The 12630-nt window shown below is 62.9% G+C and carries 15 protein-coding genes; 6 read left to right on the top strand and 9 right to left on the bottom strand.

Translation table 11 applies throughout. The features are described 5' to 3' along the window. Position 1: 1 nt before the first annotated feature. Complete coding sequence (locus ACWHTU_RS17055; protein ID WP_447860605.1) at positions 2 to 1666, top strand: RecQ family ATP-dependent DNA helicase; 1665 nt, start codon at positions 2 to 4, stop codon at positions 1664 to 1666. Between the two features lie 112 nt (positions 1667 to 1778). On the opposite strand, the gene thrH is transcribed toward ACWHTU_RS17055, so the two are convergent. Both thrH and ACWHTU_RS17045 read right to left on the bottom strand, forming a co-directional pair. Then, positions 1779 to 2399 carry a bifunctional phosphoserine phosphatase/homoserine phosphotransferase ThrH gene (thrH, locus tag ACWHTU_RS17050; RefSeq protein ID WP_447860604.1) on the bottom strand — a complete coding sequence of 207 codons (621 nt, stop codon included), beginning with the start codon at positions 2397 to 2399 and terminating at the stop codon, positions 1779 to 1781. A 303-nt stretch (positions 2400 to 2702) separates the two neighbouring features. Further along, on the bottom strand, positions 2703 to 3491 hold the full coding sequence (locus ACWHTU_RS17045; protein WP_447860603.1) for a YkgJ family cysteine cluster protein: 789 nt from the start codon (positions 3489 to 3491) through the stop codon (positions 2703 to 2705). A gap of 219 nt (positions 3492 to 3710) precedes the next feature. Here ACWHTU_RS17045 and ACWHTU_RS17040 point away from each other — a divergent pair, with 219 nt between their 5' ends. Further along, positions 3711 to 4076, top strand: coding sequence for a hypothetical protein (locus ACWHTU_RS17040; protein WP_447860602.1), 366 nt, complete (start codon positions 3711 to 3713; stop codon positions 4074 to 4076). An 8-nt stretch (positions 4077 to 4084) separates the two neighbouring features. Next, the gene (locus ACWHTU_RS17035; protein WP_447860601.1) at positions 4085 to 5272 is read left to right on the top strand and encodes a PQQ-dependent sugar dehydrogenase; all 1188 of its coding nucleotides are present in this window, start codon (positions 4085 to 4087) and stop codon (positions 5270 to 5272) included. A gap of 4 nt (positions 5273 to 5276) precedes the next feature. Here the strand turns inward: ACWHTU_RS17035 and ACWHTU_RS17030 are convergent, their stop codons facing one another. Next, positions 5277 to 6089: a YdcF family protein gene (locus ACWHTU_RS17030; RefSeq protein ID WP_447860600.1), complete on the bottom strand. Its 813-nt coding sequence runs from the start codon at positions 6087 to 6089 to the stop codon at positions 5277 to 5279. A gap of 152 nt (positions 6090 to 6241) precedes the next feature. On the opposite strand from ACWHTU_RS17030, the gene ACWHTU_RS17025 reads away from it, so the two are divergent. Together ACWHTU_RS17025 and ACWHTU_RS17020 are read left to right on the top strand one after the other, a co-directional pair. Beyond that, a complete protein-coding gene (locus ACWHTU_RS17025) occupies positions 6242 to 6715 on the top strand; it encodes an EVE domain-containing protein (protein WP_447860599.1) in 474 nt (157 codons plus the stop codon). A gap of 25 nt (positions 6716 to 6740) precedes the next feature. After that, on the top strand, positions 6741 to 7406 hold the full coding sequence (locus ACWHTU_RS17020) for a phosphoribosyltransferase (RefSeq protein ID WP_447860598.1): 666 nt from the start codon (positions 6741 to 6743) through the stop codon (positions 7404 to 7406). A 75-nt stretch (positions 7407 to 7481) separates the two neighbouring features. Here ACWHTU_RS17020 and ACWHTU_RS17015 read toward each other — a convergent pair whose 3' ends face one another. Next, positions 7482 to 7730 (bottom strand): ImmA/IrrE family metallo-endopeptidase, encoded by a 249-nt coding sequence (locus ACWHTU_RS17015; RefSeq protein ID WP_447860597.1) that lies wholly within the window; start codon positions 7728 to 7730, stop codon positions 7482 to 7484. 627 nt (positions 7731 to 8357) lie between these two features. On the opposite strand from ACWHTU_RS17015, the gene ACWHTU_RS17010 reads away from it, so the two are divergent. Then, on the top strand, positions 8358 to 8861 hold the full coding sequence (locus ACWHTU_RS17010) for a PilZ domain-containing protein (protein ID WP_447863388.1): 504 nt from the start codon (positions 8358 to 8360) through the stop codon (positions 8859 to 8861). Here ACWHTU_RS17010 and ACWHTU_RS17005 read toward each other — a convergent pair. The 5 genes from ACWHTU_RS17005 to ACWHTU_RS16985 form a co-directional block, all read right to left on the bottom strand. Further along, a complete protein-coding gene (locus ACWHTU_RS17005; RefSeq protein WP_447860596.1) occupies positions 8812 to 9261 on the bottom strand; it encodes an arsenate reductase ArsC in 450 nt (149 codons plus the stop codon). The genes ACWHTU_RS17010 and ACWHTU_RS17005 overlap by 50 nt on opposite strands. A 67-nt stretch (positions 9262 to 9328) precedes the next feature. Next, on the bottom strand, positions 9329 to 10426 hold the full coding sequence (arsB, locus tag ACWHTU_RS17000; protein WP_447860595.1) for an ACR3 family arsenite efflux transporter: 1098 nt from the start codon (positions 10424 to 10426) through the stop codon (positions 9329 to 9331). A gap of 4 nt (positions 10427 to 10430) precedes the next feature. Continuing rightward, positions 10431 to 11264 (bottom strand): arsenite methyltransferase, encoded by an 834-nt coding sequence (locus tag ACWHTU_RS16995; RefSeq protein ID WP_447860594.1) that lies wholly within the window; start codon positions 11262 to 11264, stop codon positions 10431 to 10433. A 164-nt stretch (positions 11265 to 11428) separates the two neighbouring features. Continuing rightward, complete coding sequence (locus ACWHTU_RS16990) at positions 11429 to 11755, bottom strand: ArsR/SmtB family transcription factor (protein WP_447860593.1); 327 nt, start codon at positions 11753 to 11755, stop codon at positions 11429 to 11431. Between the two features lie 109 nt (positions 11756 to 11864). Further along, on the bottom strand, positions 11865 to 12308 hold the full coding sequence (locus ACWHTU_RS16985) for a PilZ domain-containing protein (protein WP_447860592.1): 444 nt from the start codon (positions 12306 to 12308) through the stop codon (positions 11865 to 11867). Between the last annotated feature and the right edge of the window lie 322 nt (positions 12309 to 12630).

Below are 12630 nucleotides of genomic sequence, written 5' to 3'. Positions count from 1 at the left end.
CATGTCCGACTGTCTTGACCTCTTCCCGTCGTCATCTTCTCTTGATCTGGATCGGCAACTCCGGCAGCTGTTCGGCTTTACGGACTTCCGCCCCGGCCAGCGCGAGGTGATCGAGGCGGTGCTCGCCGGACGCGACGTGTTGGCCGTGATGCCAACGGGCCAGGGCAAGTCGCTGTGCTTTCAGCTCCCTGCGACGCTCCAGTCCGGCCTCACGCTGGTGATTTCACCGCTCATCGCGCTGATGAAGGATCAGGTGGACGGGCTGCGCGCGAAGGGTATCAGGGCGGCGGCCTTCCACTCCGGTCTGTCGGAGCCGGAGCGGGATCGCGTCATCCAGGATCTCAAGCTCGGCCGGTTGCGGTTGCTGTACGTCGCCCCGGAGCGAGTGCAGCACGAGTGGTTTATGCGGCTGCTCCGGTCCGCCTGGGTGTCGCTCTTCGTGGTGGACGAGGCCCATTGCATCTCGCACTGGGGCCATGATTTCCGACCGGACTACCTCCGCCTCGGCGCACTCCGGCGGGAGCTGCGGATGCCTCCCTGCCTGGCATTGACGGCGACCGCGACGCCGATGGTGCAGGCGGACATCGCCGAGAAGTTGGCTCTGCGCGAACCGCTCCGTGTCGTGACGGGATTCCGGCGGCCTAATCTCCGATTCTCTGTGCAGGCTTGCTCCACCGCAGCGGAGAAGCTCGCGGCCGTCGAGCGCGAACTTGCCGCTGTGACCGAGGGCAGCGCGATCATCTACTGCGCCACCCGCAAGCATGTCGAAGAAGTCGCCACATTCCTCAGGACCACGTATCGAGGACTGAAGACTGCGGCTGAGGCCTGGGCATCCAGCACTCAGTCCTCATCCCTCTGCCCACACTCCGTTTCCGTGGGCTACTACCATGCCGGTCTGGCCGATGACCTGCGGGCCAAGGTGCACGAGCAATTCCTCACCGGACAGATTGCGGTCCTGGTGGCGACCAATGCGTTCGGCATGGGCATCGACAAGCCGGATGTGCGGCTGGTCGTGCACTATGATATGCCCGGCAGCCTGGAGGCCTATTATCAGGAGGCCGGACGGGCTGGACGGGATGGCCGACCGGCGAATTGCGTCTTGCTGTTTCATCGGCCCGATGTCCGCACCCAGGAGTATTTCATCAAGCAATCCGGCAATGGGCAGGCCGACACGCTCCGCGAGCTGTTGCGGCGGATGGTCGCGTATACCTCGGCTGAGACGTGCCGCCAGTTAGCCTTCCTGGACTATTTCGGTGACGTCGATGAGCGGGCGCTCGGCCCGTGCAGGCAGTGCGACCGCTGTCTCGCGCCCCCGCTCGGCGTGAGCGCGACGGATCCGCAAGAGCAGGACGCTGTGAGGGCGGTGCTGCACACGGTGGCCTGCCTGCACGGGCGATTCGGCGTCACGCGGATCGCGGAGGTTCTGCACGGCAGCCTGTCAAAGCCCGTCACCCGGCTCGGTTTGCACACGACGTCGAGTTTCGGCCGGTTGCAAAGTTGGCGGCGCCCAGCGATCAGCCGGCTGATCCAGCGCCTGATCGCGTCGGGTTGCCTCCGAGTCGAGGGGCTCGAATTTCCGGTGCTGGAGATCACCGCCAAAGGGGCGGCGGTGTTGGACGGAAAGGAGCCGCCAGAGGAGGCAAGGTGTGGGCTCAGTGGAGCGTGAATATCCACTGATCAAAAGGGGTCGGGAGTCTTTTTTATACAGAAAGCTGATGTGAAAAAGATTCCCGACCCCTTTTTTAAGTTCGACCCCTTTTTTAAGTTAAGGATGAGGGCTATGGGTGGAGCCCACCGGCCTTCCGCAAGTGCTCTTTCAGCTCTTCATAGGTCTGCGTCACCGGGAATTGCGGGAACTGTTTGGCGACCGTGTCGGGCGGGCGGAAGAAGATGCCGGCATCGGCTTCGCCTAGCATGGCCGTGTCGTTGTAGGCGTCGCCGGCGGCGAGGACCGTGAAGTTGAGTTGTTTCAGCGCGGCCACAGAGTGTTTCTTTTGGTTCGGCAGGCGCAGGTGGTAGTTGACGATCCGGCCGGTCTGATCCACCTCCAGGCGGTTGCAGAACAGCGTGGGATAGGCGAGTTGCCGCATGAGCGGCCACGCGAACTCGTAGAAGGTATCAGACAAGATGATGACCTGGCAGCGCTCGCGCAGCCAGGCGAGAAAATCCGTGGCGCCGTCCAACGGCCCCATTGCGGCGATGACGGCTTGAATATCCGGCAGCTTCAGGGCGTGTCGGTCCAAGATCGCCAGCCGTTGCTTCATGAGCTGGTCGTAGTCCGGCACCTCCCGCGTTGTCGCTTTCAGTTCGTCGATGCCGGTCTTGAGCGCGACATTGATCCAGATCTCCGGCACGAGCACGCCTTCCAGGTCCAAACAGACAATGACGGGTTTCTCCATGGTCATGCGCCTCGAAAAGCGCTCATAGTCGGGAGCGAATAGCAAGCAGCGAAGAGCCGGGAGTTGTCAGCGAGAGGGGCAACTCTCAACCCTGAGCGAGCCGTTTCAGCTCCGCCGCTATTTCTCCCGTTGCCTCCCGCGTACCTGTTGCTCTGTGATCCCTTGCTTGTCCATCGCCATGGCGCTCGGCAATGGGCGATAGGAAGGGCGGAGGCACGCACAAAGGCCGCTGATCATAGCGCAAGAGCGCCGGCGTCGGCAACGTCGCGGCCCGGCCGACGGTGTTCAGGGTTGGGGCGGACGTCATCGCTCGTCGGCGTTTCGCCTGCGTTCAAATTCCTGGCTGAGAAACCGCCAGACCTTGTCGAGCGCCTTGTCCAGCAATTCTGCGCCTCGCCACGTGCGGCGGTTCTCGGCTTGATGGCGGGCCGCCCAGTCCAGGGCCAGCGGAAGCGGAATCAGTCGCGCGGCGCCGCCGGTAAGCTCCGCCCACAAGAATCCCAACACGGTGCTGACCCGGACGGAGACGGGGATTGGCTTCACCGGATTGTGGGCGAGGTCGTTGCACAGCTCGGCCGGCGTGGTGACCAACAACTCGCGGCAAGCCGCCGGCCGGTCGTCGTAGATCGTACAGAGTTCGTCCTCCAAGAACGGGCAGGGCAGGCGCAGCGCGTAATACGCGCGGTTGATCGGCTCGAACTCCTCGTCCGTCAACGGGCGGTCCGTTTCCGCCAACTTCGTCAGGCGCGCGAGCAGGCCGGCTTGCTCCAGCTTGGCTCGGGCTTGCGCCGCCTTGGCCATGAGGGCGTCGCGCCGTTCGGCGGGCAGCGCCTGCACCCTATCGTGCAGTGCGAACGCCTCCGGCGCGGAAACCGGCACCAACATGCGACAGCAGGCGGCGCAACCTTTCCGGCACGAAATCGCGAGTCCCCTCTCGGTGACCCGCCGCTCCTCTTGCGCGAGCGCCTGTTCGCCCAACTTGCGCAGCGCCGGCATGATGGCGGTGATCGGCACGAAGCCGGACGGCACTTCGATGGCCGTCGTGACCTGTCCGGCCGGTGTGTTCAGCGAGACGTCGTAGCGGTCGGTCATCAGAGTCCTTCCGCGCTGCGAGCTGCATGTCTTATCGCCATCATAGGCGACGGTCCGGAAGCGGTCAACCAAGTCAGTCGCGCACAGGCCGGCGGGCGATCCTCGGCTTGCCTCGCTGGGGGCGATCACGGATAATGGCGCGACGAACCGGCAGACAGCGAATAGCCAATAGCGAATAGCTGAGAACCAGGCTGCTCGCTACCGGCTACTGTCCTTACGATGAAACTCACCGGCCACATGATCGGGTTGCTCAAGGAATATATGCGCGATCTGGTCGAGCAAGCTCGTCAGGAGACGGAGGCGCAGCGGACCTTCGGGTTCGCGCCTGCGCCCTACCGTCCGGACCAGGCCATTTCCGACTTGCTGGCGATCCTGGACGACCGCATCGAGTCGGAAGGCGTGCAAGTCGGGTTGCCGGAAGGGTTTTTGCACGACATGTGGACGTTGTGTCAGGAAGCGCAGGCCCAGGTGGCCGATCGCGTCTGGTTGGAGTCGAATGTCGGCCAGGAGGGGCTCTCCAAGGCCGGGATCCGGGAATTGACGTACCGGGCTCTGATCGAATTCATCGAACAGCGCGTCGAGTGAGCGAGCCGATGAGGCGTTGGATCGCCGTGGCCGTGACTCTCCTTGTCGGTGCCAACGCGTTCGCCTTTTCCCCGGGCGAACGCGCGCCGTTGCGCGCGACCGCCCGGGCCGTGACGTCCGCCGCCGTGCCGCCGTTGCGGCTCGTGCCGATCGTCACGAGCGGATTGCAAGAGCCGCTGTATCTTACCCATGCCGGCGACGGTAGCGGTCTCTTGTTCGTCGTGGAGCAGCCGGGCCGCATCCGGGTTATCGAACGCGGCGGGTTGCTCAAGACGCCGTTTCTCGATCTCTCGGAGCGGGTACTCAGCGGCGGCGAGCGCGGGTTGCTCGGAGTGGCCTTTCATCCGGACTATGCCCGAAACGGCCGCTATATCGTGAACTACACCCGACGGCCGGATGGCGCAACCGTGGTGGCCGAGTACCGGCGATCCGACCGGCCGACCCGTTCGCGGACTGAGGAGCGGGTGTTGCTGATCGTGCCGCAGCCCTATCCTAACCATAACGGCGGCATGGTGGCCTTCGGCCCGGACGGGTTGCTGTACATCGGGCTCGGCGACGGTGGGTCGGCGGGCGATCCGCAGAACCGGAGTCAGAACCGGGATGAGCTGCTCGGAAAAATTCTGCGGATCGACGTGGATCGCGGGACCCCTTATGCGATTCCTCCGGACAATCCGTTTGTCGCCGGCGGCGGGCGGCCGGAAATTTTTGCGTATGGGCTGCGGAACCCCTGGCGGTTCTCGTTCGACCGGCGGACGGGGATGCTGTGGGCGGCGGATGTGGGGCAATATGAGTGGGAGGAAGTCGATATGATCCAGCGCGGCGGGAACTACGGCTGGCGCATCATGGAAGGCGCGCATTGCTATTCACCCCCTCGCGGATGCCAGACGGCGGGGCTGATCTTTCCGGTCGCCGAGTATGGACATGAGCGCGGCCGCTGCTCGATTACCGGCGGTTACGTGTATCGAGGCCGGGCCGTGCCCGCGCTTCAGGGACTGTATCTCTACGGCGATTATTGCAGCGGCGAACTATTTGCGCTCGATGCGACCGCACCCGCCTCGGGCGAGGCGCGCGTCCTGCTCCAGACGGGCCTCAGCATTTCGTCTTTCGGTGAGGACGAACAGGGAGAGTTGTATGTCGTGGATCACCGGGGGGGCGTGTACCGGCTGGCGGCGGAGCCGCAACGAACCGGCGGGTGAGCGGCTAGAGTTTGCCGGCCAGCCGGTACAGCACAACGCCGGCTATCTCGACGACGGCGTCTGTGGTTTTGTCCAACGACCAGACGTCTGGGATGAAGTCAAACACGGTCAGTTCGTCCCATCCGTCCGCCGGCCGGTGTCGCACCCTGTACCCGCACGGGTACGGCGTCACGCGCAGGCCTTGCTTGCGGAACAAGGCGGTTGCGCGAGGGATGTGACTGGCGGAGGTGACTAGGAGCACGGACGCGTCGCCGAGGATCTGTTTCGCGTAAACCGCGTTTTCATACGTGGTGCGCGAACGCTCTTCGAGCAGGATGGCGGTTTCCGGCACGCCGAGGCGCTCGGCCCAGCGTTTCATTTCCGAGGCTTCCTTCGGGCCGTGGCCGAAAATCGCCGCATCGCCTCCGGAGAGGAGCAGCTTGGGCGCGAGACCCTGTAAGAAGAGGTCCGCGCCGCAGGCGGTCCGCTGCCTGGTCAGATCGACCAACTCGTGCGCGGGCCGCAGCGTGCCTTTGGCTCGGACGCCGCCGGCCAATACGACGATCGCATCAAAACGCGGCAGGGCCGCCGGCTCGGGTGGCGGGGACCAGGCTTCCAGCGTGCCCAACAAGAGGTTCGCAGTGATTGGCATGCTGAGCAACCACAGCGCCAGGAATGCCGATAGGGCTAGCCGCCTGATCCACCGGTGGCGTAGCGGTGACGGCGGTAGGAAGGCGAGGACGGCCGTAAGCCCCAGCAGCAGGGCGACCCACGACAGCGGGTACACGGCGTATTTGACCAGTTTGTACAGACCGAACCACAAGGGTGATAGTTCCATCGCGGCTCCTCGTTAAGATTATCCCTTTCCCCTCCTTAGTTGTAATGGGGGAGCAGGAAGGGGAAGGAGGTGAGCATTTCTGAACGAGAAGGTACCCGGACTGAGCGCAGAACGCCAGAGGAACAACACCTTGCGCGGGCAAGGAGAATCCTATGCCGGAGACAAAACGGTATTGGCTCATGAAATCGGAGCCGAAGGTCTTTTCCATTGACGATCTGCGGAACGCGCCTCGGCAAACCACCTGCTGGGACGGAGTCCGCAACTATCAGGCGCGCAACTACATGCGGGCCATGAAGATCGGGGACCAGGTGCTGTTCTATCACAGCAACGCCGATCCGCCGGCGATCGTGGGGATCGCCGAAGTCGTCCGTACCGCCTATCCCGATCCCACACAGTTCGACAAGACGGACAAGCATTACGATCCGGCGAGTGATCCGGCCAAGCCCCGGTGGGACATGGTGGACATCCGCTTCGTCCGGAAGTTCCCGGCGCCCCTTCCGCTTGATCTCCTGCGCCGGCAGCCGGGCTTGAGGGGCATGGAGTTGCTGCGGAAGGGCTCCCGGCTGTCCGTCCAGCCGGTCCGGCCTTCGGAATGGGCGATCATTCTGAAGCTGGCCGGTGGCTAAGTCGTCGGTTGACGTGGGAGTTCCGATGCTTCGGAACCGCGAAGAAGCGGGCCGGCTCTTGGCGGACCGCCTGGATTTGTATCGGGAGGATCCCAGTGGACTGGTGCTGGCGCTGCCTCGCGGAGGCGTTGTGGTCGGCGCGGTGATCGCCCAGCGCCTCCGGCTTCCCCTCGATGTGATCATTGTCCGCAAGCTCGGGGCGCCCGGGTGCCCCGAGTATGCCCTTGGCGCGGTGTCGGAAACCGGCTCCGTCTTCATGAACGACGAGGCGCTGGCCGAATTTCCGCTGTCCGATCGCGAACTGGAGGCGCTGATCGCCTCTCAGCGCGGTGAGATCGCGCGGCAGCAGGCGTTGTATCGAAAAGGCCGGCCGCTTCCCTCGTTGGAGGGCCGGGCCGTGATCTTGGTGGACGACGGGATTGCCACCGGCGCGACGTTCTCTGCGGCCGCCGCCGCCATCAAGGCGGCTCGGGCGGGGCGACTGATCGCCGCCATTCCCGTCGGTCCTCAGGATTCGTTGGGGCGAATCAGCCGTCTAGTGGATGAATTGGTCGTCTTGGCCATGCCCGAGCCCTTTCACGCGGTCGGGCAACACTACCTGGATTTCAGCCAGGTGGATGATGACGAAGTCCTTCGCGCCCTCGCGCAGAGCCCCGCCCCCAGTTCCGAACCAAGCCCGGGAGTCGCCTAACCTGGCCATCCGCTCTCCGCCGGCTGCTCACGGCTCTTTGCGACCGGCTCTCCGCCTCCGGTGGTTCACCCTTCGCTAAGTTCTTGCTTTTCCGTTGTCCAGATAGCGGTGCTGCCAATCGAGCCAGGCGTGACCGAGTTCGTGAGCAAGAATATAGCGACGTCGCGTGACAGGCAGACGTTTCCGAATATAAATAGTCCTGGTTTCGTTATCCCACAGTCCGTCCGCGTTCGGATCGCGACGGTCCATCTCCGAATCCGGCACCTGTCGGACCGTGATGCGGTACCCGAACGGAAGGACCACACGGGTCGGTATGCGCAACATGGTCTCTTGACTCCAACCATTCGCAATAAAAAAAGAAAAGAAAGATCGAGATCGAGCTCTCTCCTGGTCTTCAAAGGCCTCAGTTGGAAAACCTGCCCTGAGGCTCCCGTTCAGTCCAAGTCAAGGAACTGTCAAGACGAAGCCACCAACTCGGAACGGTGAGCTCACAGGAGAGCGGCTCACTCAGGCTATCTGCCGCTCGCTGCTGACCATTTGAAGTCGCCAGGTTTCCAAACACCGAGGTCCGGCCAGACCGGAGGCTTTAGCCTAACACAAAATTGGGGGGAGATTCTTGTTCTAAAAGTCTTTTATTATCAATAGCTTGAATGGTCCATTGGGCCAATGGACGACTGGCGCAGATGGTCCCCAAGCGAATGGCGCATCGATGGCCCTGCGCTGCGTTGCGGCATGGGACACCTGGTGCCGCATTGCGGCTCCCAGCGTCCCTGAAAGTCTCTCCATCGGCTTGTTCGGAAAGCCATGGGGATGGGGTGAGGCCTTGGTGCCAACAATTCTGCTCGGGTTTGCTTTTCCATGGCGGGCCGGTATGATGAATCCGTGTAGAGACCCGGCGGAACCGGGGCATGCCGCCGTTGGTGGACGGTTGACGCTCGGCGAGGTCACGTGATGTTGAAGTGCCCGCACTGCGGTAGCCGATGGGTGCACGAGGCTTCGCGCCGGGCTGTCCATGAGCTTCTCCTTACCTTCCTGCTGATTTCTCCCTTTCGCTGCCAGTTGTGCGGGAACCGCTTTTTGGCTTCGCGGGCCGGACCGAGTTTCAACCCGAGGCGGGAGTACCGACGTTTTCCGGTTCAGTACCCCGTTTCATTTGCGCCCGTGTCCGCCGAAGGGGAGAACGATCGGGAGGGGATGATCGTCAACCTGTCGATTCAGGGCTGTCTGGTGAGGAGCGAGGGAGCGCTGGCCAAGGGGATGCAGCTCCGCCTCCGGATCCATACGCTGGATGGCGAGCCGCCGCTGGAGATTGCCGGCGCGGAAATCCGGTCGGTGAAAGGCGACCGCATCGGGCTCTTGTTCACGGATATACATCCGCTGGCACGGGAGCGGCTCCAGCGGATCGTCACCCGCCGCCTGGGACAGGAGACGTTTCAATCGCCTCTTGTTCGATGAATTCCCGCACCCGCCGCTCGATCTGATCGCGTACCTTCCGAAACACCGCCATGCGCTCCTCGAACGTCCCGGTCGCGGCCGCCGGGTCTTCAAAGCTCCAATGGAGCAACTTCGGCGCGCCGGGAAACACCGGACAGGATTCCTTGGCCCGGTCGCAGACGGTGATGACCCGGTCGAAACGTTCGCCGAGATAGGTGTCGACCCGTTCCGACACGTGGTGGGAGATGTCGATCCCGATCTCGCGCATCGCTTCCACCGCGTAAGGATTGAGGCCGGCTGGATGGGTGCCGGCGCTGGCTGCTAGGAACCGGTCGCCGGCCAGATGGCGCAGCAGTCCTTCCGCCATCTGGCTCCGAGCGGAATTGCCGGTGCAGAGAAACAGGACTTTCTTTTTTTTCATAATTTCATGATGTTCTCGGGGCGTCTTGCACGTTGATCCCCGCGCTCGCTCTTTTCCCCACGACCCCTTACCTCTTCTTTACCCTTTCTTCCTGCGGGAACCAGTGTCGCGTACGGTTGCAGGCGGCGCATACCGACAACATCACGGGAACTTCAACCAACACGCCGACGACGGTAGCTAGTGCGGCTCCGGATCCCGGGCCGAAGAGCGCGATGGCTGTAGCGACGGCCAGTTCGAAAAAATTGCTCGCGCCGATCAAGGCGCCAGGCGCCGCGACGGCGTGTTCCACCTTCAACGCTTTCATCGCGCCGTACGCCAGGGCGGCGTTGAAATAGACCTGCAGCAGGATGGGCACGGCGATCAGTGCGACGTGCAGCGACTTGCCCGTGATGTTGTCGGCCTGAAAGGCGAAAATCAACATCAGGGTCGCCAACAACGCTAGGATGGTCACCGGCGCGAACCGGGGCAAGAGAATCTGCTCGAACCAGTCTCGGCCCCGCCGGGCGACGAACCACGTGCGCAGGGCCGTGCCCGCCGCCAGCGGGATCACGATGAAGGCGACGACGGAGTACAACAACACTTCGAATGGAACCGAGAGCGACGAGGCACCGCTGACCAGCAGGCCGACGATCGGCGCAAACAGAAACAACATGATCAGGTCGTTTACGGACACCTGCACGAGCGTGTACGCGGGATCGCCGTCCGTGAGATAACTCCACACGAACACCATCGCCGTGCACGGCGCCGCGGCTAGGATGATGCAGCCGGCGATATACTGATCGGCCTCGGCCGGCGTGAGCCACGGCGCGAAAACATGACGAAAGAAAATCCAGGCGATGAGCGCCATCGAGAAGGGCTTGACTACCCAGTTGACGAACAGCGTCACCGCCAGGCCGCGGGGCTTCCGGCCGACGCTGCGCACGGCGGCCAGGTCGACCTTCATCATCATCGGGATGATCATCAGCCAGATGAGCAGCGCGATCGGCAAGTTGACATGGCTGTCGCGTCCGAACTCCAAGCGCCTGAGTCCGTCGATCAGCGCCGGCGCACTCTTGCCGAGCAGCACGCCGGCAACCATGCAGAGCCCGACCCACAGGCTCAGGTAGCGTTCGAAGGGATTCAGTCGTTTGACGACCGGTTGCGCGACCGGAACGGCAAATTCCATCGGGTCACTCCTTTGCATCGATCGGCGGTTTCGTCGCCCGGATAAAGGCGCTCATGAAGGCTCCGTCCACGTGCGGCGCGATCGCGTCGGCGTCGAGCCCGGAGCTGTCGAGCAACTGTTTCGCGTCCTCCGCTCGATACACGCGGGTCGGCTCGACGGAGACCGCGACGAAACCGGCCTGCTCCAGCCTGGCTCGGTATTCGGATTCCTCCAGCGCGCCGGCTACACAGCCGGCCCACAGTTCCACGCTCCGGCGGATCGCGGTCGGGACGGCCCGGCGGACCACGATGTCGGAGACCGCCAACCGGCCGCCTGGCTTCAGCACGCGGAACGCCTCGGCCAGCACGCGAGTTTTGTCGCCGGAGAGATTGATGACGCAATTGGAAATGATGGTGTCCACCGACGCGTCGGGAAGCGGGATGTTCTCGATCTCCCCCTTGAGAAATTCCACGTTGTCCGCGCCGGCCTTGCGCTGGTTCTCGCGGGCCAGCGCGAGCATCTCATCGGTCATGTCCAGGCCGTAAACTTTCCCGGTCTGACCCACCCGTTTGGCGGAGAGCAGCACATCGATGCCGCCGCCCGAACCCAGATCCAGGACCGTGTCACCCGGGCGGAGTTGCGCCAGCGCCACCGGGTTGCCGCAGCCCAATGACGCGGCGACGGCGTCTTCCGGCACCTGAGCCCTGTCGCTCGCTTCGTACAGATTGGAGGTGATGGAGTCCCATGCTTCAGGTGAGGCTGTCGTTCCGCAGCAGGAACTGCGGCCCGATCCGATGACCTGCAGGGCGGCTTGCGCGTACCTGGTCTTGACGGTCTCTCGAATGTCTTGAGGGTTCATGGCGTCCTCCATACCAAGTTTTGCTTGATCCGCTTACGTGCTCTCGTTTTCTCATCACCGATGCAAGCGGCTGGCACTAGAGTCCTCGACTTCCGACCTTTGATGGCAAAAGGTCAGCCCTTTCACCCAACAACAATTGTTGATGAATCCGGAAAAAAAAGAGATCAGCCGCAGCAACGCGAAGGCTTCGTAAACAATTTCGTGCCGTCTTTCATCGCGCCAACGAGCTTGGCCACCTCTTCGAACGCCTCCGGAGCCAGCGAGTAGTAGTTCCACCGTCCTTCCCGGCGATCTCTGATGAGGCCGGCCTCTTTGAGAATCTTTAGATGAAACGACAGCCGGGACTGTCCTGTCTCCAGCGCGTCGGTCAAATCGCAGACGCATTGCTCGCCGCGGCTGAGGAATTCCACGATCTGCAGGCGCGTCTCGTCCGCCAGCGCATGGAACAGCCGCGCGGCTCGCGTCACATCTTGCGTCAAGGTCTGGGACATGCCAAAAGCTATATCAACAAAAATTGATTTGTCAATCCCCCCCCCGATGGAAAAGGGGTCGGGAGTCTTTTGTGGTCACAAAAGACTCCCGACCCCTTTCTTTTCTTCTTCAGCAACGGGCTTGCAGGAGTGTCGCAATAAATCCAATAAGGCGGTCCAGCGTGCTCGGGGCAATCTCGGTAAACTGAATGCCCATGCCAGGCGGCAAGATTTGACGTTCCGGCTTCCGGCGGATCCAAGCGACCTTGCCGGAGGCGGTGAGGGTGATCCAGGGACGGTCTGGCAGACTGAACGCCACCGACAAGGCCGTACCTACCGGCAGCGGGGTCCCGGTTTCGATGAAGAGTCCACCCCCGCCGATGCTGGAGGTCATGCCCTCGAACGATCGGCCCCCCTTCGCTGCATACGTCACTCGCAGGGCCAAAGACGTTCGTGGGTACCGCCTAGTACGGGTTTTGTGTCGCTCCGCCAGGGCCGAGCTGAGCCACTGGATAAGCGGGCTCCAGGGAATGATGCGCAATGGTTCGCCCTGGTCGTCCAGGACGGAGATCATCTCTTGCTCGATGTCGAGGACGAGGGCTTTCCCTGGATGGGCGTCGGAAGCTGCCCCTTGTAGTTTTATCAAGGCGGCCGGCCCTTTCGCAGGTGGTTGCGGGGGCATGATGAACCCTGCAAGAGGCGGTCCACGCCGGCGAATTTGAAAATGCAGGCTTGGCCGAATCATCTGGACACGGCCGTCGCCGGCGAGGTCGGAATTTGACCGTGGCCGCTCCAATTTGCGCCGGGCGGGACGCGGATTCCTTATCGGGCAGAGTGTCTCGAGCGCTGGTTCAACGGACGCTGGAGGTATACAATGAGCGTCGGGAGGAGGACGG

The organism is Nitrospira calida, assembly GCF_976986435.1.
The sequence above is the reverse complement of the archived record's forward strand: the minus strand, read 5'-3'. Positions and strand labels throughout refer to the sequence as shown.